The organism is Streptomyces sp. BK239 (assembly GCF_004217285.1).
Lineage (GTDB): Bacteria > Actinomycetota > Actinomycetes > Streptomycetales > Streptomycetaceae > Streptomyces.
Window position 1 is genome coordinate 381,484 of sequence record NZ_SHKS01000002.1, and the last position, 21,876, is coordinate 403,359.

At 74.7% G+C, this 21,876-nt stretch carries 17 protein-coding genes and 1 pseudogene; 5 read left to right on the forward strand and 13 right to left on the reverse strand.

The genetic code is table 11. The features are described from left to right. Positions 1-66: 66 nt before the first annotated feature. From EV567_RS07570 to EV567_RS07590, 5 genes are all read right to left on the reverse strand, one after another. A complete protein-coding gene (locus EV567_RS07570; protein WP_407071576.1) occupies positions 67-2,340 on the reverse strand; it encodes an SWIM zinc finger family protein in 2,274 nt (757 codons plus the stop codon). Between the two features lie 299 nt (positions 2,341-2,639). Beyond that, on the reverse strand, positions 2,640-5,468 hold the full coding sequence (locus EV567_RS07575) for a DEAD/DEAH box helicase (protein WP_242620714.1): 2,829 nt from the start codon (positions 5,466-5,468) through the stop codon (positions 2,640-2,642). Between the two features lie 271 nt (positions 5,469-5,739). Then, positions 5,740-6,342, reverse strand: a complete 603-nt coding sequence (locus EV567_RS07580) for a sugar kinase (RefSeq protein ID WP_130437870.1) — start codon at positions 6,340-6,342, stop codon at positions 5,740-5,742. After that, on the reverse strand, positions 6,339-7,490 hold the full coding sequence (locus EV567_RS07585; protein WP_130437871.1) for an ROK family glucokinase: 1,152 nt from the start codon (positions 7,488-7,490) through the stop codon (positions 6,339-6,341). Before EV567_RS07585 ends, EV567_RS07580 begins: the two co-directional genes overlap by 4 nt. Before the next feature lie 254 nt (positions 7,491-7,744). Beyond that, positions 7,745-8,482, reverse strand: a complete 738-nt coding sequence (locus EV567_RS07590; protein WP_207228723.1) for a GntR family transcriptional regulator — start codon at positions 8,480-8,482, stop codon at positions 7,745-7,747. Between the two features lie 129 nt (positions 8,483-8,611). Here EV567_RS07590 and EV567_RS07595 point away from each other — a divergent pair. Continuing rightward, positions 8,612-9,610, forward strand: a pseudogene (locus tag EV567_RS07595) (Gfo/Idh/MocA family oxidoreductase); the annotation flags it as partial. Between the two features lie 265 nt (positions 9,611-9,875). Here the strand turns inward: EV567_RS07595 and EV567_RS07600 are convergent. Both EV567_RS07600 and EV567_RS07605 read right to left on the reverse strand, forming a co-directional pair. Further along, complete coding sequence (locus EV567_RS07600; RefSeq protein ID WP_130437872.1) at positions 9,876-10,538, reverse strand: response regulator transcription factor; 663 nt, start codon at positions 10,536-10,538, stop codon at positions 9,876-9,878. Between the two features lie 13 nt (positions 10,539-10,551). Next, entirely contained in the window at positions 10,552-11,937 is a 1,386-nt protein-coding gene (locus EV567_RS07605; RefSeq protein WP_130437873.1) for a sensor histidine kinase, read from the reverse strand. Between the two features lie 223 nt (positions 11,938-12,160). Here EV567_RS07605 and EV567_RS07610 point away from each other — a divergent pair, with 223 nt between their 5' ends. Next, positions 12,161-12,361: a hypothetical protein gene (locus EV567_RS07610; protein WP_130437874.1), complete on the forward strand. Its 201-nt coding sequence runs from the start codon at positions 12,161-12,163 to the stop codon at positions 12,359-12,361. 116 nt (positions 12,362-12,477) lie between these two features. Here the strand turns inward: EV567_RS07610 and alc are convergent, their stop codons facing one another. Further along, positions 12,478-13,593, reverse strand: a complete 1,116-nt coding sequence (gene alc, locus EV567_RS07615; protein ID WP_130437875.1) for an allantoicase — start codon at positions 13,591-13,593, stop codon at positions 12,478-12,480. 65 nt (positions 13,594-13,658) lie between these two features. Beyond that, positions 13,659-15,041, reverse strand: a complete 1,383-nt coding sequence (gene allB / locus EV567_RS07620; RefSeq protein ID WP_130438312.1) for an allantoinase AllB — start codon at positions 15,039-15,041, stop codon at positions 13,659-13,661. A 286-nt stretch (positions 15,042-15,327) separates the two neighbouring features. Here allB and EV567_RS07625 point away from each other — a divergent pair, with 286 nt between their 5' ends. After that, positions 15,328-16,122 carry an IclR family transcriptional regulator gene (locus EV567_RS07625; RefSeq protein WP_130437876.1) on the forward strand — a complete coding sequence of 265 codons (795 nt, stop codon included), beginning with the start codon at positions 15,328-15,330 and terminating at the stop codon, positions 16,120-16,122. 92 nt (positions 16,123-16,214) lie between these two features. On the opposite strand, the gene EV567_RS07630 is transcribed toward EV567_RS07625, so the two are convergent. Next, complete coding sequence (locus EV567_RS07630) at positions 16,215-16,535, reverse strand: DUF5955 family protein (protein WP_130437877.1); 321 nt, start codon at positions 16,533-16,535, stop codon at positions 16,215-16,217. 171 nt (positions 16,536-16,706) lie between these two features. On the opposite strand from EV567_RS07630, the gene EV567_RS07635 reads away from it, so the two are divergent. Both EV567_RS07635 and aceB read left to right on the forward strand, forming a co-directional pair. After that, on the forward strand, positions 16,707-17,306 hold the full coding sequence (locus EV567_RS07635) for an NTP transferase domain-containing protein (protein WP_130437878.1): 600 nt from the start codon (positions 16,707-16,709) through the stop codon (positions 17,304-17,306). 124 nt (positions 17,307-17,430) lie between these two features. Continuing rightward, the gene (gene aceB, locus EV567_RS07640; protein WP_130437879.1) at positions 17,431-19,065 is read left to right on the forward strand and encodes a malate synthase A; all 1,635 of its coding nucleotides are present in this window, start codon (positions 17,431-17,433) and stop codon (positions 19,063-19,065) included. A gap of 12 nt (positions 19,066-19,077) precedes the next feature. On the opposite strand, the gene EV567_RS07645 is transcribed toward aceB, so the two are convergent. From EV567_RS07645 to EV567_RS07655, 3 genes are read right to left on the reverse strand one after another with little or no spacing between them, the layout of a single operon-like run. After that, the gene (locus EV567_RS07645; RefSeq protein WP_130437880.1) at positions 19,078-19,362 is read right to left on the reverse strand and encodes a SelT/SelW/SelH family protein; all 285 of its coding nucleotides are present in this window, start codon (positions 19,360-19,362) and stop codon (positions 19,078-19,080) included. Then, positions 19,359-20,273 carry a HipA family kinase gene (locus tag EV567_RS07650; RefSeq protein WP_130437881.1) on the reverse strand — a complete coding sequence of 305 codons (915 nt, stop codon included), beginning with the start codon at positions 20,271-20,273 and terminating at the stop codon, positions 19,359-19,361. Before EV567_RS07650 ends, EV567_RS07645 begins: the two co-directional genes overlap by 4 nt. Positions 20,274-20,308: 35 nt before the next feature. Then, complete coding sequence (locus tag EV567_RS07655) at positions 20,309-21,835, reverse strand: IucA/IucC family siderophore biosynthesis protein (RefSeq protein ID WP_130437882.1); 1,527 nt, start codon at positions 21,833-21,835, stop codon at positions 20,309-20,311. Between the last annotated feature and the right edge of the window lie 41 nt (positions 21,836-21,876).

Below are 21,876 nucleotides of genomic sequence, written 5' to 3' on the forward strand. Positions count from 1 at the left end.
GCTTCCCGAAGTGGGCTCCTCCGGCCAGGGGGAGCCCACTTCTCTGCCCGGACGTGCCGTTTCTTCTCAGAAGTCGTCGGCGCCGTCCAGGCCGGTCAGGGCGCCGACCGGGTCGGGGTCGGGGGTGCCGCGCGGCCACCAGTCGTCGTGGCCCGGCTCGGATTCGTAGGCGTACCACAGGCCTTCGCGGCCGAAGCGGAGCTGGACATGACCGCGGGGGTGGGTGAGGTGGTTGCGCCAGGGACGGAAGGCGGGGAGGTCCGCGGCGAGGAGGAGGGGGCGGGCCCGGTCGAAGCGGCCGGCCGGCGGGTCCCAGGGCTCCTCCAGGACGGCGAGTCCGTCGATGCCGCCCTGGCGCCAGGCGGCGACCGCGCGGGCCAGTTCGGCCGGGGTGCGGCCGGCGGCGGTGGCCAGGGCGGAGTACAGGGAGCGGGTGGCGGCGGTGAGGCCGGAGCCGGGGCGGGCGGCGGCGAGCCGTACGGCGTCCTGCCAGAGCGTCAGTTCACCGACCTCGTCGCGGCCGGTGGCGAGCAGGGCGTGCGCGCGGGTGGCGGCGTCGGTGGCGAGCTGGTCCAGCGCGAAGGAGTCGGGGCCGCCGTCGGGGAGGGAAGGGTAGGCCGGGGGCTGCCCGGGGTGCGGCGGGACGGGCAACGGGGGCGGGATCGGCGTTAGTTGGCGTGCGGCCAGGGCGTCCGTGGCCCGGATGCCGGGCAGGGATTCCGGTTCGCGCTCCTGGGCGGCGCGGGCCGCGCGGGTGGCGTTGCGGCGGGACAGCGCGTCGAGCAGCTCGCGTTCTCCCCGGCCGCGCAGGAGGAGCAGGACGAAGGGGTCGGCGTCCAGCAGGCGTGCCGTCTGGTAGCAGAGGGCGGCGGCGTGCTTGCAGGGGTGGCCGTGGTCGGGGCAACTGCACTGCGGGGCGAGGTCGCCGGGCTCGGGCAGCAACGGCACGCCGCAGTCGGCGAGGGACTCGGGCATCTCCTTGTCCAGCAGCGCCGCGATGTGCGCGGGGCTCTCCACGGCGGCGTCCAGGAACCGCTCCCAGTCCTCGTCGCCGAGGGTGCGCAGTCTGACCTGCACGCGGTAGGGGCGGGGGCGGCTGCCCTGCACGTAGGCGAGGACGAGGCCGGGGGTGACCGTGATGGCGTCCACATGCCCCTGCTCGGCGTAACCCCGCCCGCGCGCCAGCCGGTTGACGTCCAGCGCACCTTCTTCGAGCGCGCTCACCCAGGCGTTCCCCCACCAGCTCGCGGCGAACTCGTCGGCTGCGGCGGCGGGTTCGCCGCGATCGAGCCTCGGCGGGAAGGCGGGAAAGGTACGGCGGTGCTCACTGTCCCGGTTCGGGGCGGCCATGGAGCGGGGCGGGGAGGGGGGCGCTGACGGGGTCCGGGGATGGCCGGGGGTCGTGTGCGGGGCGGGGGCAGCCCGGTCGGCGCGGAGTTCCCGCACGGCGGGACGGGCGGCTCGGGGATCGGGCGCGTCACCGGCAGCGGCCTCGCCGTCGGGATTCCGCGCGGCGGGGTCACCGACTCCGGGAGCGGTCCCGGTGCCGGCTCCCCCCGTGCCGGGACGACCGGCTCCGGAAGCGGGCGCGTCACCGGCAGCGGCCTCGCCGCCGGGATTCCGCGCGGCGGGGTCACCGACTCCGGGAGCGGTCCCGGTGCCGGCTCCCCCCGTGCCGGGACGACCGGCTCCGGAAGCGGGCGCGTCGCCGGGTTCCCACACGTCGAGGTGGCTTCCGGCTGCGGCCCCCGGCTCACCGGCGGCTTCCCCGCCGTCTGCGCGAGCGGTCCGGCGGAGGGAGGCATCGGCGAAGGGGGCGATGTCCTCGTGAACACCCCGGGGAGCGGGCTCGTCGCCCGGCGTCCCGGCGGCGGTACGGAGCCTGCCGACGGGGTCGTCACCCGGTCCCCCGGCGTCCGGACGCACGCCCCTGGGACCCGGCTCACCAGCCGTTTCCTCGACGTCGGCTCGGGCGCCCCGGCGCGGAGAGGCACCGGCGAAGGGTTCGGCACCCTCGCGAGGACCCCGTGGAGCGGCCTCGCGGCTCGGTGACCCGGTGGCGGAAGGCGGGAGCCGTCGGGCGGGCGCGCCGGTTTCATCAGCCGCGTCGGCCGCCTCCTGCCGCGACTTCGCCCGTGCCGCCCGGAGGGCCTCACGCGCGATGTCCCCGGGCCGTGCGCCGACCGCGCCGTGCGCCTCACGGCGTGCCTCGGCTGTAGGTGCCGCCGGAGAGGGTGCCGTCGGGGCACCCGCCTCCGTCGGGGCCTGCCCTGCACGGGGCGAGTCGGCCGGGGCGGCGCCGGCCGAACCCGGTGGCTGAGCGGCCCCGGGGCGGCGCAGCGCCGCGCGGGCGGCGTCGGCTGGACGCTCGCCGGACGACGTGCCCTGAGTCCTTCGCGGCCCCTCGGCCGTCGCGGGCCGTGCCGCGTCGCCCTCGACCGGCGTCGTCCGTGCCCGGGCGGCGCGCAGGGCGCGGCGGGCCTCGTCGGCGGGACGGGGCTCGGTCTGATCACGCGGGGGCGTCGGCTCCACCGCTGTCCGGGCGGCGGTGTCCGGCGGCTCGGGAGCCTCGCTCTCCGCCGCCCCGGGCGGGGCGTCGTCCGGCGAAGGGGCGGGCTCAGGGAGCGGGTGGTGTCGCATCACGCCTCCCTTCGGAGGCTGACCAGGTCGGCGAGTTCGGTATTGGTCAGTTCGGTGAGGGACGATTCGCCGGAGCCCAGGATGGCTTCGGCGAGGGCTCGTTTGCTCTGGAGCATCTCGGCGATGCGGTCCTCGACCGTGCCCTCCGTGATGAGGCGGTGGACCTGCACCGGCTGGGTCTGGCCGATGCGGTAGGCGCGGTCGGTGGCCTGCTCCTCGACGGCCGGGTTCCACCAGCGGTCGAAGTGGACGACGTGGCCCGCGCGCGTGAGGTTCAGGCCGGTGCCGGCGGCCTTGAGGGAGAGGACGAGGACAGGCGTCGCCCCGCTCTGGAAGCGGTCGACCATGCGCTCGCGCTCGGGCACCGGGGTCCCGCCGTGCAGGAGGTCGACGGGGACCGCGCGGTCGGCGAGGTGGGCGGTGATCAGGCGGGCCATGCCGACGTACTGGGTGAAGACGAGGGCGGAGCCGTCCTCGGCGAGCAGGGTGTCGAGCAGTTCGTCCAGGAGGGCGAGTTTGCCGGAGCGGGAGGCGAGGCCGTCACCGGCGCCGGGGGCCGCCTCCTTGAGGTAGAGCGCCGGGTGGTCGCAGATCTGCTTGAGCGCGCCCAGGAGCTTGAGGACCAGCCCGCGCCGTGCGATGCCCTGCGAGGTCTCGATGGCGAGCATCGACTCGCGCACCACCGCCTCGTACAGGGCGGCCTGTTCACGGGTGAGGGGCACTGGGTGGTCGGTCTCGGTCTTGGGCGGCAGTTCGGGCACGATGCCGGGGTCGGACTTCTTGCGGCGCAGGAGGAACGGGCGGACCAGGCGGGCCAGCCGCTCCACCGCCTCCTCGTCCTCGCCGTTCTCCACCGCGCGCGCGTGCCGGGCGCGGAAGGCCTTCAGCGGGCCGAGGAGGCCGGGGGTGGTCCAGTCGAGCAGGGCCCACAGCTCGGAGAGGTTGTTCTCGACGGGTGTGCCGGTGAGGGCCACGCGCGCGGGGGTGGGGATGGTGCGCAAGGCCTTCGCGGTGGCCGAGAAGGGATTCTTGACGTGCTGGGCCTCGTCCGCGACGACCATGCCCCAGGTCTGCCGGGCCAGGTCGGCGGCGGCCGAGCGCATCGTGCCGTACGTGGTGAGGACGAAGCCGTCGGCCAGGTCGTCCAGGGTGCGGTCGGGGCCGTGGAAGCGGCGGACGGGGACGCCGGGGGCGAAGCGGGTGATCTCGCGCTGCCAGTTGCCCAGGAGGGAGGCCGGGCAGACCACCAGGGTGGGTTTGCCGCAGGCCCGCTTCAGGTGCAGGGCGATGAGGGTGATCGTCTTGCCGAGGCCCATGTCGTCGGCGAGGCAGCCGCCGAGGCCGAGCGAGGTCATGAGGTCGAGCCAGGCCAGGCCGCGCAGCTGGTAGTCCCGGAGGGTGGCGCGCAGGCCGGGGGGCGGATCGGCGGGCCGTACGCCCGCGGTGAGACGGTCGCGCAGGGCGGCCAGGGCGCCGACGGGGACGGCTTCGACGGTCTCGCCGTCGACGTCCGCGGTGCCGGTGAGGGCGACGGACAGGGCGTCCACCGGGTCCAGGAGACCCAGTTCGCGTTTGCGGGCCTTGCGGACGAGGGCGGGGTCGACGAGCACCCACTGGTCGCGCAGGCGGACGACGGGCCGGTGCGCCTCGGCCAGCGTGTCCATCTCGGCCTCACTGAGCGGGTCGCCGCCGAGTGCCAACTGCCAGCGGAAGCTGAGCAGTTGCTCGCTCTCGAAGAAGCCGGTGCCGTCGGTCGCGGAGCCCGGCGCGGGCCGGACGACGGCGGTGGCGCTGAGGTCCAGGGCGAGGTCGCGGGGCCAGTGGACGGCGACGCCGGCCGCGGCGAGGCGGGTCGCGGCCACGCCGAGCAGGTCGTTCACCTCGTCCTCGGACAGGGCCAGGACGTCGGGCGTCTCCTGCTCGGCGAGCCGGGCGAGCGGCGGCCAGACACGGGCCGCGCGGCGTACGGCGAGGGCCGCGTCCACGCGGGCGCGTGCGCCGAAGGCGGTGTCCGCCTCGCCCGCCCACAGGACCGCCGCGTCCGTCACCAGGGTCGGGTCGGCGAGGCTGTGCACCTGCACGACGGCGGCGCCCGCGCGGCGCGCGTCCCCGCCGTCGTCGAACAGGTCGGACGCCGACAGGTCGAGCCGGAGCGAGATCCGCACGCCCGCGTCCATGCCGGCGGCGACCTCGGCGGCCCAGTCGTGGGCGTCGGGAAGCCGCTGCGGCCGGCGGTCGGCGAAGGGCTTCCCGGAGGCGTGGGGCGCGGCGGGCGTGCGGGGCAGGGTGTCCGCGACGGCGTCCAGGAAGGACCGCATCAGGGCCTCGGGGCGGGGCAACCGGATCGGGCCGGAGCCGGGGAGCGGGACCGCGTGGCCCTCGTACGGCAGCGCGGCGGCGACGGCGCGCAGGTGGGCGATGTCCTCCGGGTCGAGCGGCCCGGCACGCCAGGCGTCGTGGCCGTCGGGGGTGAGGCCGGGCAGCAGGCGGCCGCGGGCGGTGAGCCGCAGCGCGTGCAGCGCGGCCGCGCCCCAGCAGGCCGTGGCGAGGTGGGCGGCGGGGTCGCGGCGGGCGCGCACCAGGAGCGGGAGCGCGGTGTCCAGGGGCAGCGTCAGCGCGGGGACCTGCCGTCGGCGGACGGAGGACCCGTGCCGGCGTACGACGGTCAGGTCGGTGAGGTCGGCTTGCGGCGGGGCGGGCAGCGGGCCGTCGTCCGGGTCCCAGAAGGCGACGCGGCCATCGCGCGGGAGGGGCGCGGGCAGGAAGACGGCGGCGAGGTTCGGGCCGAGCGGCTCCGGGGACCGCCCGGCGGGCACCGCCGAGGTCACGTGTCCCGCTCGCCCCGCGGCAGCCCCGGCCGACGGCTCCCCCGCCGTCCGCCTCGCGAAAGCCCCCGTCGAGGTCGCCCGCGCCGCGGCCCTTGTCACTGAGGTCGCCCCCGTCGTGGCCATGTCGTTCATCCCGCTTGTTCACCTCCCGCCCGTGTGCGGACCCGGTCGTCGATCAGTCGCCTTCGACTCTACGGGCGGGGTCTGACAATCGGCTCCGGCAGCCGTCGGGACGGCCCGGGAGCAGGGCGGGACAGTGCGGGCGCGGTCGCTAGGGGACCGTGCGGGAGACGACGTACACCAGAGGGTAGCCGGGGTTCCCGGTGTTGACCACGACGTCCAGGGTGGGCCGCGGGTTCTTCTGCTCGTGGACGAAGCCGAAGTAGTTCCCGGGGCGGGAGCCCGGGCCGGAGAACTTCCAGCCGCTGACGCCCTGGTCCCGCTCGCTGATCGTGATGTCGCCCTTCGCCAGGACGGACCGGTTCACGCCCAGGTCCTTCAGGAAGGTGTCCAGACCTGCCTGAGTGGTCTGGAACTGCACGTAGAGGCGGCTGGTCTTCCAGTTGTTCGTCTCGTAGTACGCGACGTTGTTCGAGGGGTCCGGCACCGGCACCTGGTAGAGGCGGAGCTGGATGCCGGACGGCCAGCCCTTGGTCAGACCGGTGGCCGAGTACTTGGCCTCCTTGTCCTTGCCGCTGTCGCGGCTCTGGTTCGCGGAGATCACCAGGTAGCCGGCCGGGACGCCGATGAGGAGCACGATGATCAGCAGGGTGAGCGCCCTGCGCCGGATCATGCGCCCCCTGGGCTCCGGCGGGCGGGAGGGCGGGGCGGGCTCGTCGGCCGGCGGGGCCTGGTGGGGCAGGGAGGCCGTCATGCGGTGTCCCGGGCCGCCCTGCGGGCCGCCTCAGCGAACCGCTCGATGCGCTCGTACCGCTCCACCCGGCGGCGCTTGGCGCGCCGGAAGCGGCGGGCGACCAGCCGGGCGAGGTCGGCCGCGCCGACCATGCCGGCCTCGGGGCCGAGCTGGGCGCGCACGATCCGGGCCTCGGGGCGGTAGCCGCGGCCGGTGAGGTGCCGTTTGAAGGCGTCGCGCGCGGGGCCGATCAGGAGGTCGTCGGCGGCCGAGACGCCGCCGCCGATCACGAAGCAGGACGGGTCGAGGGCGGCGGCGAGGTTGGCGATGCCGACGCCGAGCCACTGGCCGATGTCCTGGAGCAGCTCGATGCACATCGCGTCACCCTCGCGGGCCAGCTCGGTGATCATCGGGCCGGTGATGTCGCCGATGCTGCCCTTGACGTGCTCGATGATCCCGTACGCCACCGGGGAGTCCGCCGCGGCCAGCTCGCGGGCCTCCCTGACCAGCGCGTTGCCCGAGCTGTACTGCTCCCAGCAGCCGCGGTTGCCGCACGGGCAGCGGTGGCCGCCGGGGACGACCTGCATATGGCCGAACTCGCCGGCGACGCCGTACTTGCCGCGCTTGACCTGGCCGTCCTCCAGGATCGCGCCGCCGATGCCGGTGCCCAGCGTGATCATGACGAGGTGGTCCTCGCCGCGCCCCGCGCCGAAGCGCCACTCGGCCCAGGCGGCGGTGTTGGCGTCGTTGTCGACGAGGACGGGGACCGACAGCCGGCCGGAGAGGCGGTCGCGCAGCGGCTCGTTGCGCCAGGACAGGTGGGGGGCGAACAGGACGCGGTTGCGGTCGGCGTCGACCCAGCCGGCCGCGCCGATGCCGACGGCGTGCACGTCGTGCCGGTCGGACAGGTCCAGGACCAACTCGGCGATCGTGTCCTCGACGACCTTCGGGCTCTTGGACTTGTCCGGGGTCTCCGTGCGGACCTTCTCCAGGATGTTGCCGTCGGCGTCCACGACGCCCGCCATGACCTTGGTGCCGCCGATGTCGATGCCCACGGTGGGCACACGGGGCGCGGTCAGGTGTGAGCGGCGCTCGCGGGTGCCCACGGTGCGCAGGGCGGGGGCGCGACGGGAGCCGATGGGGGCGGTGAAGGTGCCGTAGGTGCTCATCGTCGCCGATTCTGCCTCACCCACGGGGCGGGTGCCGTGCTGGGGACCGAAGGGGCGCGCGGAGTGCGCCGGGCGCACGGGCGTCGTGCCTCGTCGCGCCCCCTCACGCGGCCGAGGGCCGGCTTTCGCACCGTGACGCGAATCGCACCCGAATTTGTCCGGACAATATCACCGGGCGGCATCGGTGAACGGGTGCCCGCACCGGGCGTCGGCAGCCCGGCGGCATCGCCGCGCGGCCCACGGCGCCCGGGCGCTCAGGGCCGTACGAGCAGCTGGAACTCGAAGGCGTAGCGGCTCGGCCGGTAGATGTGGTCGCCGAACTCGACCGCGCGGCCGGTGTCGTCGAAGGTCGTGCGCTGCATGGTGAGCAGCGGGGCGCCCTCCGCCTCGGCGAGCCGTTCGGCCTCGGCGCAGGTGGCGGCGCGGGCGCCGATGGACTGGCGGGCGCTGTGCAGGGTGATCCCGGCGGCCCGCATCAGCCGGTACAGGCCCGTGGCCTCCAGTTGCCGCGTGTCCGGGTCGAGCAGGCCGGCGGGCAGGTGGTTGCACAGGTACGCCATCGGCTCCCCGTGCGCCAGCCGCAGCCGCTCCACCCGCTGGACGTCGCCGCCCTCCGGGACGCCGAGCGCGGCCGCGACCTCGGCGGACGCGGGGACGACGGTGTTGACGAGGACCGTGGTCGCGGGGCGCTGCCCGGCCGCCTCCAGGTCGTCGTAGAGGCTGCTCAGCTCCAGCGGGCGTTTGACCTGGCTGTGCACGACCTGGGTGCCGACGCCCCGCCGGCGCACCAGCAGGCCCTTGTCCACGAGGGACTGGATGGCCTGCCGCACGGTGGGCCGGGACAGACCGAGCCGGGCGGCGAGCTCGATCTCGTTGCCGAGCAGGCTGCCGGGGGTGAGCAATCCGTGCTCGATGGCGGCTTCGAGCTGCTGCGACAGCTGGAAGTACAGGGGCACCGGAGAGCTGCGGTCCACTCGGAGTTCGAGCTGCACGGTCGGGTCCACTTCTGGTTTCGGCACGGGCCGAGCGTAGCTCCGCGGCCGGTTGACGGGAAGTAGTGTAGTTCGGTTGTCCGGACATACGCATTGACAGGGCGCCGACTCCGACGTCACCTTGAACACATGCGCATCGGGGTCATCGGGACGGGCCGCATCGGCACCATTCATGCGAGGACGCTCAGCCGTCACCGGGAGGTCGGATCCCTCATCCTGACGGACGCGGAGCCCGCGCGGGCCCAGGAGCTGGCGTACCGGCTGGGCGAGACGGCCGCGCCGGGCGTGGACGAGATCTTCCGGTGGGGCGTGGACGCCGTGGTCATCACGACGGCGACCTCCGCGCACGCCGAGCTGATCGGCCGGGCCGCCCGTTCGGGGCTGCCGGTCTTCTGCGAGAAGCCCATCGCCCTGGACGTGGCGGGCACCGCGGCGGCGATCGCCGAGGTGGAGGCCGCCGGGACCGTCCTGCAGATGGGCTTCCAGCGCCGCTTCGACGCGGGGTACACGGGAGCGCGTGACGCCGTGCGCTCGGGACGGCTCGGGCGGCTGCACACCGTGCGCGCGGTGACGTCGGACCAGTCCCCGCCCGCGCCCGCCTGGCTGCCGCTGTCCGGCGGGCTGTTCCGGGACGCGCTGATCCACGACTTCGACGTGCTGCGCTGGGTGACCGGGCGGGAGGTGACCGAGGTGTACGCCACCGGGTCCGACGCCGGCCCCGCGATGTTCCGCGCCGCCGGTGACGTGGACACGGCCGCCGTGATCCTCACCCTGGACGACGGCACCCTCGCCACGGCGACGGCGACCCGCATGAACGGGGCGGGCTACGACGTGCGCATGGAGCTGGCCGGCGAGCTCGACCAGATCGTCGTGGGTCTGGACGACCGCACCCCGATCGCCTCCACCGAGCCGACCGGCCCTCCGGCGGCGGACAAGCCGTGGACCGGCTTCCTGGAGCGCTTCGGCCCCGCCTACGAGGCCGAGCTGACGGCGTTCGTGGACGTCCTGCGGGGTGCGCGCCCCAACCCCTGCGACGGCCGGGAGGCGCTCCAGGCACTCCGTGTCGCCGAGGCGTGCGAGGTGTCCCGCCGCGAGCGAAGAGCGGTGTCGCTCACCGAGATCCCGGGGGCCGGCCCGGCACAGGGCGGTCCCGCCGCCTCCGGGGAGCCGGAGGCGTACCCCCCGCACGCCCCCGGCGAAGGCACGGGATTACGGGCGCAGGCCGCTCCCGGAGCGGATGAGGTTCCTGGCCTGCACGACGCCTACGCGGCCCCCTGGGCGTCCGAGACGCCCGGCGTGACCGGGGCCTGGCACGGCGGCCCGGAGGCGTACGGCGGCCCGCCGGCTCACACCTACGGATGACCCCCGCGGGGAGACCCCGGGGAATGCGGCCTCAGTCGTCCAGCAGTCCCGCGTCGTGCGCGAGCAGGGCGATCTGCACCCGGTTGTTGAGGTCGAGTTTGGCGAGGATGCGGGAGACGTGCGTCTTGACGGTGGCGACGCTCATGAACAGGCCGGCGGCGATCTCGGCGTTCGACTGACCGCGGCCGACGGCTACGGCCACCTCGCGTTCACGTTCCCCCAGGGTCGCGACGCGCTCACGCGCGCGGGAGCGCCGGGCGTCGGCGGCGGCGTCGGCCGCGTGGTCCATCAACTGGCGGGTGACCGTGGGCGACAGCACGGGGTCGCCGGACGCGACCCGGCGTACGGCGTCGAGGATCTCGGCGGGCGGGGTGTCCTTGAGGACGAACCCGGCGGCGCCCGCGCGCAGGGCGCGCAGGACCTGCTCGTCGGCGTGGAAGGTGGTCAGGACGACGACCTGAGGGGCGTCTTCGCGGGAGCGCAGCCGTTCGGTGGCTGTCAGACCGTCCACGGACGGCATGCGGATGTCCATGAGGACCACGTGCGGACGGGTGCGGTCGACGAGCGCCTCGACCTCGCCCCCGTCGCCGGCCTCCCCGACGATCTCTATGTCGTCGGCCCCGCCCATCATGAAGGACAGCCCGGCGCGCACCAGGGGGTCGTCGTCTACGAGGAGGACTTTGATCGCAGTCATGGTGCGTACGTAATCATGCCTGCGGCAGGCGAGTTGACCCTCCGGAGGGCGCACCCACGCGCGCGTGGGCGGGCTGCTGCGCCGTCGCCGGCCAGGGCAGCCACGCGCGCACCTCGAAGCCGCCGTCGCCACGCCGTCCGTGTTCCAGGCGGCCGCCGGTGAGGGTGGCTCGTTCGGCGAGACCGATCAGCCCCTGGCCGGAGCCGGGGACGGGGGGCACCTCGCCGTCGGGGGCGGGGTTGCGGACGGTGACGGCGAGGCCCTCGCCGGGGGCGCCCGCGACGGTGACCTCGGCCTCCGTGCCGGGGGCGTGCTTGCGGGCGTTGGTGAGGCACTCCTGGGCGATCCGGTACGCGGTGCGGCCGACGGAGGCGGGGACCGCGCCGGGGTCGGTGACGCGTTGTTCCAGGGTGACCTTCATGCCCGCCTCGCGGGACTCCGTGACCAGCGCGTCCAGGGCCGCCAGCGTCGGCTGGGGGCGGCCGCTGTCGTCGGGCGCGCCGGCCCGCAGCACGCCGATGATCTCCCGCAGGTCCTGGAGGGCTTCGTGCGCGCTCTCACGGATCACGCCGGCGGCTCTGACGATCTCCTCGCGGGGCGCGTCCGGCCGGAACTCCAACGCGCCCGCGTGCACGCTGAGCAGGGTCAGCCGGTGGGCGAGCACGTCGTGCATCTCGCGGGCGATGGCCTCGCGGGCCAGCCGCTGCGCCTGCTCGGCGCGGAGCCGCGCCTCCGTCTCGGCGCGCCGGGCCCGGTCGCGCAGGCTCAGCATGAGCTGTCGCTTGGAGCGCACGAACATGCCCCAGACGATGATCGTGACGCTGAACAGCAGTGTCCACACCACGGCCGGGCCGTAGGACAGATCCGGGTCCGGGCGGGCCCACAACACCACCGGGATCAGGGCGAGATGGCCGCCGCCGATCCAGGCCACGTACCGGAAGGGCCGGTGGACGGCGAGGGTGAAGAGGGCGATCGCGCCGGCGCCGCCCGAGGTGGTCGACAGGAAGCCGACCGGGATCGCCCCGAGCGCGAGAGCGACGGGCCAGCGGCGGCGCAGCCAGGTCGCGGCACAGGCGAGTGCTCCCAGGAGCTGGTCGGCGACGAGGACGGAGCGCGGAAGGCCCGTTTCGCCGGGGAGCGTGTCCGCCACGAGCAGGCCGACGCCGACCGCGACGAGGAAGCAGGTGAAGTCGACCACCCAGTCGCGCACGGTACGGCGCGGCCGGGCCCCGGACCGGCCGTCTCGACCGGACCACCCGGTTTGCTCAGCCGGCTCGCCGCCCGCGCCCCTCTTGTCCCAGTTCTCCGTCTCCAGCTCGGCGGCCACCGCGGACGGCAGCAGCCATCGGCGGCCCGGGAAGGCGGGCGCGGTCGGCGCGGACTGGTCGTCACCCCTCATGGTCGTCGAATCTACGCAGCCGGCGGCACCACCACCGCCCGTCCGGCGGGATCGGCGACCGAAGCGAGCCGATGCGCGACGGAGGGCGGCGGACACTCCGACCGAAGGATGACAGGGCGCATGCTTTCGGCGTGGGGGCCTGCCGGCCCGCGGCGACTTCCGTCGGAGGCGCACCGCCCACCGGCCGACGCGCCCGCGGGATGGGCGGGGCCAGGCTGGGGGTATGAGACAGCTCCTGGAGGTAATCGGATTCGTCGCCCTGGTGCAGGGCATAGCCGGCCTGGTGCACGAGTTCACCGACCTGCACTGGGGGCTGGTGCAGCGGCTGGGCTTCCTCGACGGCTACGAGGTCTACGCGAGCGTCGCGCTGCTGGTGTTCTCCTTCGCGCTGTTCGCCATGGCGGAGGCGCAGAAGCCGCGGTGACACCCGTCGACGGGCGTGCACCGCGAGCGCCGGGCCGCGACCACGGCGGCCGCGCTCACGGCCGGGCCCCGCGCGTCGCCCGCCCCGGCGCCCTGGGGAGCGGGCGCCGCCGCGGTTCAGCCGCCCAGCTCCTGGCAGCGGGCCGCCAGCCTCGCCGCGCCCTCGGTGGTCAGGGAGCCGAACAGGCGCAGTCGGGAGATGCCGCCGTCGGGATAGACGTCCACGCGCGCGTGCGTTCCGACCGCCGGGGCCGGCAGGACGAAGCGGTGGTTGGTGTCGGGCTGGAGGCGGGTGCGCGGGAGGATCTCCCGCCAGTCGCCGTCCTCACCGTCCCTGACGGAGACCGCCGCCCAGCCGGCGCTGTTGCCCTTCAGGTACGCCGTGTCGATCTCCAGGGCGCGGATGTGGGCCTGGGCGGCCAGCCGGTAGCGGATCCAGTCGTGGCCGTGGTCACGGCGGCGGCGGGTCTCCCAGCCGTCGTCCATCTTGCGGGAGCGGCCCGGCCTGATGGTGTTGCCGGCCGGTGAGTAGAAGCGGTCGGAGGCGTCCTCGACCTGGCCGCCGTTCTCCAGCGCGACCACGTCGAACGCGCCGAGGGCGGTGAGCCAGGCGGCGTCGGGGACGACCTCTCCGTACACGCGCAGGCGGGCGATGCCGCCGTCGGGATGCTGGTTGACCCGGAGATGGGTGAAGCACTGCTCCGCGGCCACCTCGAACCCGTTCGCCGCGTGGCCGCCCACGGGGGTGCGGGGGACGAGCGTCGTCCACTTCACGTCGTCCGCGAGCAGTTCCCGCGGGGACGGGGAACCGGGCATCGACGTGCCCTCCACCGACACCGCCTGCGGATGGTTGCCACGGAAGTGGGCCGTGTCGACGACGACGCCCCGGACGACGCCGGGCGCACCGAGCCGGACCAGCGCCCAGTCGTGGTCGTCCGCCGTGGGCCACGGATGCTCGGCCGAGGCCCCGCGCCGGCGGCGGGTCTCCCAGCCGTCCATGATCTTGCCCTTGTGGCCGAAGCGTTCCGGTTCGAACACGGCGGGCCCGGGCAGCAGCAGGTTCTCCCGGTCGGCGAAGAACTCGTCGTTGGCGGCGATGACCGAGCCGCCGAGCTCCCGGGCGGCGAGGTCGGCGTACCGGGTGAAGGGGAAGTCGGCGGTGCGGTAGTCCGCGTACGGGTCGCCGCCGCCGTAGGGGTTCGCGTCGCCGGTGAAGCTCGGTATCGCCGTCACGGGGTGCCTTTCGACTGTCGGCCGTGGGATGCGGGAGGCCGTGCGGGTGCGGGGACGGGCCCGGGTCAGTGGGCCCGCGTGAGGAGCCGGCCCTTCGGCGCGGTGAACTCGCCGTCGGCGAGGATGCGTTCGCCGCGCAGCCAGGTGGACTTCACGACGCCGTGCAGGGTCCTGCCGGCGTACGCCGTGACGCGGTTGCGGTGCTGGAGGGCCGCCGGGTCGACGGTGAAGGTCTCGTCGGGGGTGAAGACGGCGAAGTCGGCGTCGCGGCCCGCCTCGATGGCGCCCTTGCGGTCCAGGCCGACGAGCGCCGCGGTGCGCGTGGACATCCAGCGGACGACGTCTTCCAGGCCGTGGCCGCGCCGTCGCGCCTCGGTCCACACCGCCGGCAGGCTCAGCTGGAGTCCGGAGATGCCGCCCCACGCGGTGGCGAAGTCGCCGGTCTTCAGGTCGGCAGTGGACGGGGAGTGGTCGGTGACCACGCAGTCGACGGTGCCGTCCGCCAGCGCCTGCCACAGCAGATCCTGGTTGGCGGCCTCGCGGATGGGCGGGCAGCACTTGAACTCGCTCGCGCCGTCGGGGATTTCCTCGGCGGTGAGCGTCAGGTAGTGCGGGCAGGTCTCCACGGTGAGGCGGACGCCGTCGGCCTTCGCGGCGGCGATCAGGGGCAGGGCGTCGCTCGACGAAAGGTGCAGGACGTGCACGCGCGCGCGAAGGCGTTCCGCCTCGGCGACGAGCCCGGCGATCGCACTGTCCTCGGCCTGGCGTGGCCGGGAGGCGAGGAAGTCGGCGTACCGGGGGCCGCCGCGCTGCGGGGCGGCGTCGAGGCGGTGCGGGTCCTCGGCGTGCACGATGAGCAGGCCGCCGAAGCCGGCGATCTCCGCCATCGACCGGGCCAGCGCGTCCCGGCCGAGGTGGGGGAACTCCTCGACGCCCGAGGGCGAGAGGAAGGCCTTGAAGCCGAAGACGCCGGCGTCGTACAGCGGGCGCAGGTCCTCGACGTTGCCGGGCAGGGCGCCGCCCCAGAAGCCGACGTCGACGTGCGTCTTGTCCGCGGCGGTCCGCTGTTTCGTGCGGAGGTGGTCGACCGTCGTGGTGGGCGGGAGGGAGTTGAGGGGCATGTCGACGAGGGTGGTGATGCCGCCGGCCGCCGCCGCGCGCGTGGCGGTCCAGAAGCCCTCCCATTCGGTGCGGCCCGGGTCGTTGACGTGCACGTGGGTGTCGACGAGGCCGGGCAGCAGGACGTCGTCGCCGAGGTCCTCCAGGCGGGCGCCAGCGGGCGGCCTCGCGTCGTGAGGCAGGACGGCCGTGATGACGCCGGCGGCCACCGCGACGGAGGCGGCGCGCATGCCCTGCGGGAGGACGACCCGCGTCGAGCGCAGCACCAGATCCACGCCGGCGAGCGCCGGTCCGGCGTCGGAGGGCGCCGGTTCGGCATCGGACGGCATCAGCTCGGCGTCGGACACTCGGGCCCCTCTCTGCCGCTGTCGCACCACCGGTTTCAACGTTCTGTTGAAGGAGGAGTGTTCACTTCCGGCCGGGCACCGTCAAGGGCACACCCCTGGGCTCTCCTCTCCCTCGCTCTCCACCATGCCCCACCGTCGCCACCCTGGACGTTTCCGTGAAGTGAAATCAGAATTCCGGGTGACAGTCGGCGACCGCGAGCGAGCCAGGGCGCGACCGGCCGCCGGGTACGCTTCAGATCTTCCCGCCAGCCCCGAAAGGAACGCGCCCGTGCCGACGTCCAGCGCCAGCGCCACCGACTCCACCAAGTCCGCCGGCGGAGGAGTCCAGTCCCTCGAGCGCGCCTTCGACCTGCTGGAGCGGATGGCGGACGCGGGCGGCGAGGTCGGGCTCAGCGAGCTGTCGGCGAGCAGCGGGCTGCCGCTGCCCACCATCCACCGTCTGATGCGCACCCTGGTGGCCTGCGGATACGTCCGCCAGCAGGCCAACCGCCGGTACGCCCTCGGACCGCGCCTGATCCGCCTCGGGGAGTCCGCGTCCCGGCTGCTCGGCACCTGGGCCCGCCCCTACCTCGCCCGTCTTGTCGACGAGACCGGGGAGACGGCGAACATGGCGCTGCTCGACGGGGACGAGGTCGTGTACGTGGCCCAGGTGCCGTCGAAGCACTCGATGCGGATGTTCACCGAGGTCGGCCGCCGGGTCCTGCCGCACTCCACGGGCGTCGGCAAGGCGCTCCTCGCGGACTTCGGGGACGACCAGGTGCGCGCCCTGTTGGCCCGCACGGGCATGCCCGCCGCGACGGAGAAGACCATCACCACCCCGGACGGCTTCCTGGCGGCGCTGGCGGAGGTCCGGCGGTCCGGTTACGCGATCGACGACAACGAGCAGGAGATCGGCGTCCGCTGCCTCGCCGTGCCGGTGCCGGACTCCCCCACCCCGGCGGCCATCTCCATCTCGGGCCCGGCGGGCCGGGTCACGGAGACGGCCACGGAGCGGATCGTGCCGGTGCTGCAGCAGGTCGCCGGAGCGCTGTCAGAGGCGCTCGCCACGCGGAACGACGCGTAGCCGGCCCGCCGCGTCCCACCGGGCGCGCTGTCGCCGCCCCCACGGCGTCCCCGGCTGCGCTGTCCCCGCCCCCACGGCGTCCCCCGGCTGCGCTAACCCCGCCCCCGCGGCGGCTCGCCGAACAGGTCCACCGCCCGGCGCACCTCCGACAGCGCGCCGGACAGCGCGCTCATCGAGCCGAGCGCTCCGGCGATCAGCAGCAACGACCGGCGCATGCGCGGCACTTCGGGCACGCCGTGGACGGTCATCGCGGCGAGGGCGGCGAGTTCGTCCTCGGCGATGGCACGGTCCGGGAACTCGGCCGGATGGGCGGCGAGTTGGCGGCGCAGCCGGGACACGGCGGTCCGCAGTCCCGCCACCCTGGGATCCTCGTCACTGCCGGTCACCGGCCTCTGCCCCAAGCTCCGCAACACAGCGTTCCCCCTCGTGCGCGCCTCCGTCTTGCCCCGCGAGCGTCCCTTGGCGGTGGCCGGACGCCGGGGGACGTCAGTAAACGCCACCCGGCACCGGCCGCGCCACCGTGAGGACCGAAATTCAGCCCGCCGAAACCGTGTGGACGCCTGCGCGTCAGGTATGCAGAAGGCATGCCGCACACCCACGACCAGGTCGCCGGACTGCTGCTCGCCGCGGGCGGGGGGCGTCGCCTCGGCGGGCGGCCCAAGGCGCTGCTGACGCACCGGGGGCGCCCGCTCGTCGAGCACGCGGTCCGGGCGCTGCGCACGGCGGGCTGCGAGCGCGTCCACGTGGTCCTCGGGGCCGCCGCCGGCGCCGTACGGGAGAAGGCGCTGCTCGACGGGTGCGTGCTGGTCGACAACCCGGGGTGGGAGCAGGGAATGGGCGGCTCGTTGCGCCTCGGCCTGGAGTCGCTGGCGGGGACCGGCGCCCGGGCCGCCCTGGTGTGCCTGGTCGACCAGCCCGGGATCGGCGCGAAGGCGATGGCCCGGATGCTCGCCGCGCACCCGTCGGGGGACTCGCTCGCGGCCGCCTCCTACGACGGCCGGCGCGGCCACCCGGTGCTGCTCGGGGCCCGGCACTGGGCGGGCGTCGCCGCCTGCGCGACCGGCGACCGGGGCGCCCGCGCCTACCTGAACGCGCACGGCGACGAGCTGACGCTGGTGGAGTGCGGGGACGTGGCGCAGCCGTACGACATCGACACCGAGACCGACCTGTGGCGGCTGGAGTGACTCGGCGGGGCCGGCGCGCGCGCGACACAGCGCGCCATTGAACTTCCACGATGAGGAAACTACTATCCACTGACGCGATCAAGTCGTGTGCGCCGACCCGCCCCGCCGAAGGAAGTGACCGCTCATGGCAGCCCCCGCGCCGTCCACGCCGGCCGTAGTCGACGCCGAGCCCCTGCCGCGGCAGGAGGATGTCCTCACCGAGGCGGCCCTCGCCTTCGTGGCCGAACTGCACCGCCGCTTCACCCCGCGCCGGAACGAGCTCCTCGCCCGCCGGGCCGAGCGCCGCGCCGAGATCGCCCGCACCGGCACGCTCGACTTCCTCCCGGAGACCGCCGCGATCCGCGCCGACGACTCCTGGAAGGTGGCCCCCTGCCCCGTCGCTCTGGAGGACCGCCGGGTCGAGATCACGGGCCCCGCCGACCGCAGGATGACGGTCAACGCCCTCAACTCCGGTGCCCGGGTGTGGCTCGCGGACTTCGAGGACGCCTCCGCGCCGACCTGGGAGAACGTGGTCCTCGGCCAGCTCAACCTCATCGACGCCTACACCCGGAACATCGACTTCACCGACCCCGTCTCCGGCAAGGTGTACGCCCTGCGCCCCGACGACGAGCTCGCCACCGTCGTCATGCGCCCGCGCGGCTGGCATCTGGACGAGAGGCACCTCGTCGACGCCGAGGGGGTGCGGGTGCCCGGCGCGCTCGTCGACTTCGGCCTGTACTTCGTCCACAACGCCCGGCGCCTGCTCGACCTCGGCAAGGGACCGTACTTCTACCTGCCCAAGACCGAGTCGCACCTCGAAGCGCGGCTGTGGAACGACGTGTTCGTCTTCGCGCAGGACCACCTCGGCATCCCCCGGGGCACGGTGCGCGCCACGGTCCTCATCGAGACGATCACGGCCGCGTACGAGATGGAGGAGATCCTCTACGAACTCCGCGACCACGCCTCCGGGCTGAACGCGGGCCGCTGGGACTACCTGTTCTCCGTCATCAAGAACTTCCGTGACGCCGGGCCCGAGTTCGTCCTGCCGGACCGCAACGCCGTGACGATGACCGCCCCGTTCATGCGGGCGTACACCGAACTCCTCGTCCGCACCTGCCACAAGCGGGGCGCGCACGCCATCGGCGGCATGGCGGCGTTCATCCCGTCCCGCCGGGACGCCGAGGTGAACAGGGTCGCCTTCGAGAAGGTCCGCGCCGACAAGGACCGTGAGGCCGGCGACGGGTTCGACGGGTCCTGGGTCGCCCACCCCGACCTCGTCCCGATCGCCATGGAGTCCTTCGACAAGGTCCTCGGCGACCGGCCGCACCAGAAGGACCGGCTGCGCGAGGACGTCGACGTCCGGGCCGCCGACCTGATCGCGATCGGCTCGCTGGACGCGAGGCCCACGTACGAAGGTCTCGTCAACGCGGTGCAGGTCGGCATCCGTTACATCGAGGCGTGGCTGCGCGGACTCGGTGCGGTGGCCATCTTCAACCTGATGGAGGACGCGGCCACCGCGGAGATCTCCCGCTCGCAGATCTGGCAGTGGATCAACGCGGGCGTGGAGTTCACGCACGAGGGGCGGACCGTGCGGGCCACCCCCGAGCTGGCCCGCCGGGTCGCCGCCGAGGAACTGGCGGCCGTCCGCGAGGAGATCGGCGAGGAGGCGTTCGCGTCGGGGCACTGGCAGCGGGCCCACGACCTGCTGCTCCAGGTCGCCCTGGACGAGGACTACGCGGACTTCCTGACCCTGCCCGCGTACGAGCGCCTCGAAGGCTGAGCGTCACGCGCCTCAGGGCGCGGGCTGGTCCGAGTGGCCCAGGGGCTTGCCCGGGGCCACCCGGTCGCGTACGAGGCGCTTGACCGCCGTGGGCTCCGGGAAGCCCTGCTCACGGCGGTCCCACACCACTTCGTCGTTCACCCGGACGACGAAGACGCCGCCGGTGCCGGGCCGCAGGGCCAGCTCGGTGAGCTCCGTCTCGAAGGTCGTCAGCAGCTCCTGCGCGAGCCAGGCGGCGCGGGGCAGCCAGCGGCACCGGGTGCAGTACTCGATCTCCACGCGCTGGACGTCGCTCATCCCAGGTGCACCGACCAATCCTGTTCCGCGGCCGGCTTGCCGTGCAGGTCGGGGACCCGCTTGAGCCAGTCCGGCCGTCCCTGCCGCGTCTTCGCCGCGCGCAGGACCTCCTCGGCGGCGAGTTCCTCCCGGGTGGGGAAGTCCGTGGGCAGCCAGGCCGCCGAGGCCTTCACGCGCGCGTGGAGGTGGTCCACGTACGCCGTGCGGGCGTCGTCGGCCGTGGCGAACGCCGGGTCGTCCGCGAGCCAGGCGTCGGGGACCTCGGCGAGGATCTCCCGGAGCAGTTCCCCCGTCACCCGGGGCGCGAGCTCCGCGTCGGCGGCGCGCACGTCGGGCGCGTACCGGCCGAGGGCGTGGTGGCGGAAGTCGTAGGCCTTCGCGGGGTCGGCGCCGTCCCACCGGTGGTGGAAGACGAGGGCGGCTCCGTGGTCGATCAGCCACAGTCTCGGCGGCACGGTCCCGGACGTGGGCCACACCATCAGGTTGGAACTGTGGACGGTGCGGTCGACGTTGACGGTGAGGGCGTCGAGCCAGACGATCCGGCCCGCCTCCAGCGGGTCCACGGGGAAGGCCTTCGCCACCTCGGGCGTGAAGTCGCGCGCGCCGGGCAGGCAGTCCATGCCGAGGTTGAGTCCGGCGCTGGCGGCGTGCAGGTCCCGCACTTCCTGGTGCGGCTCGCTGTCCGCGATCGCCGGGTCGAAGCCCACCATGACCAGCTCGGGGAAGCGCAGCCCCAGGGCGCGCGCCAGTTCGCCCACGACGATCTCGGCGACCAGCGCCTTGCGGCCCTGCGCCGAACCGGTGAACTTCACGACGTAGGCGCCGAGGTCGTCGGCCTCGACGACGGCGGGGACGGAACCGCCGGACCTCAGCGGTTTCACATATCGAACGGCAGTCACGTGGCGCAGCACACCGGTCAGCCTAGTTCAGGTCGTACGGGGCCGGATCACGCGTCGGCCAGGGGGTTGGGCAGGGGCAGGTAGCGGGCGTCGGCGCCGTCCGCGCCGGTCCAGCGCAGCAGCAGGTTCGTCTTGCCGGGCAGGGTGGGCGCGGCGAGCAGGGCGCGGACCTCGGGGAGGTCGTGGCGGGCGAGTTCGCGGCGGGCGGCGGGCCAGGGGTCCAGTCCGGGCCGGTGCTCGGCGAGGGCGGCGGCGACCTCGGTGAGGTGGTTGACGACCAGGCAGTACACGAGCCGTTCCCAGCCGGCGGCGCGCGCGACGTCCGGCAGCAGCTTCACGCCCTCCGCGTCGCGGAACAGGGCCTGCACCGGCGTCCCGCCGGCGTCGACGGCGACCAGGGTGTTCTGAAGATGCGCCTCCAGGACGACGCCGTGGTCGGCGAAGGCGCCGAGCACCGGCGGGACGACGGCGGCCAGGTACGCCTCCCACCAGGCCGCCGTGTCGGCCGCGCGGTGCGGGGGGCTGCCCGCGAAGCCCTCGACGAGGCCGGCGGCGAGCAGCGGGGTCGCGCCGGGCAGCAGGTGGCCGCGCAGGCCGTCGCGGACCAGCACGGCGAGTTCCTCGAAGGCGAAGTCGGCGGTGCGGTAGCCCCGGTCGCTCAGCCAGGCCGCCGGGCCGCCGGCCGCCGTGAACGCGCGCGTGACGGCCGCGTCGGTCCGGCGGAGCCGGAGCAGGTCGTGGCGCCAGAGCCGGCGGATGTCGTTGGTGATGCGCACGTCGAGGCTGAACTTGAGGAACAGGTCGGGTCCGGGCGTGTACAGGGTGCGGATCGCGGCGGTGGGCCAGGCGTCGAAGGCGGTGACGCCGAGGCGGACCAGCCGGCCGTCGGCGAACGCGGGGGCGAGGGCGCGGCGCGCCAGGTCGAGCTGCCAGGGGTGGGCGGGCAGCAGCCGGTAACCGGGCGGGGCCTCGCCGAGGGCGTCGAGCGCGGCGGTGTCGCCCTCCTCGACGACCGTGTCCTCGCGCAGCCCGAGCAGGACCAACGGGAAGCGGGCGTGGGCCTCGGGGGCGTACGGCAGCCAGGCGCTCGCGGGGCCGCCGCCGCGCGCCTTGGGGGCGGGATGGTGGGGGTGGCCGGTGAGGAGGGACTGCTCGGAGCGCAGGTAGGGGTCGTCGGGCGGGACGGCGCCCGCGCGTGCGGTGAGCAGGGCGGCCACCGCCTGCCGGCTGTCGAGCATCTCGGCGGGCAGCTCGTGGTTGGCGAGCCCGGTGTGCCGGCGCAGTTCCTCGCCGGCCAGGGAGACGAGAGCGCCGTGGTCGAGGCGGTGCCAGGCGCCGGCGGTGTACACCTCCGGTTCGGTGGGGCGCCGGGCGCCGCGCACGCGCAGCTCCCGGCCGGACGGCAGCCGGTGCACACGGCGTCCGTCGCGTTCGGACAGCGGTTCCCCGACCTCCCGCAGCAGACAGTTCAGCAGGGGCGCGCCCGCGACGGCTTCGGCGCGGGCGGCGAGGCCGTCCCGTCCGGCCCGGTCGGCGGACGCCGGGGCCTTGGCGGTCGGGGGGATGAGGTCCACGGGTTGTACTCGTTCCCTACGGTTCTTCTCGGGCGGGGACG

Excerpts from the sequence above, each read along its gene's own strand:
- EV567_RS07605 (WP_130437873.1), bottom strand. The coding sequence starts at position 11,937 with ATGAGGGGTGACGACCAGTCCGCGCCGACCGCGCCCGCCTTCCCGGGC.
- EV567_RS07635 (WP_130437878.1), top strand. The coding sequence starts at position 16,707 with ATGCCGCACACCCACGACCAGGTCGCCGGACTGCTGCTCGCCGCGGGC.
- EV567_RS07645 (WP_130437880.1), bottom strand. The coding sequence starts at position 19,362 with ATGAGCGACGTCCAGCGCGTGGAGATCGAGTACTGCACCCGGTGCCGC.
- EV567_RS07585 (WP_130437871.1), bottom strand. The coding sequence starts at position 7,490 with ATGAGCACCTACGGCACCTTCACCGCCCCCATCGGCTCCCGTCGCGCC.
- EV567_RS07600 (WP_130437872.1), bottom strand. The coding sequence starts at position 10,538 with ATGACTGCGATCAAAGTCCTCCTCGTAGACGACGACCCCCTGGTGCGC.
- EV567_RS07610 (WP_130437874.1), top strand. The coding sequence starts at position 12,161 with ATGAGACAGCTCCTGGAGGTAATCGGATTCGTCGCCCTGGTGCAGGGC.
- EV567_RS07580 (WP_130437870.1), bottom strand. The coding sequence starts at position 6,342 with ATGACGGCCTCCCTGCCCCACCAGGCCCCGCCGGCCGACGAGCCCGCC.
- aceB (WP_130437879.1), top strand. The coding sequence starts at position 17,431 with ATGGCAGCCCCCGCGCCGTCCACGCCGGCCGTAGTCGACGCCGAGCCC.
- allB (WP_130438312.1), bottom strand. The coding sequence starts at position 15,041 with ATGCCGTCCGATGCCGAACCGGCGCCCTCCGACGCCGGACCGGCGCTC.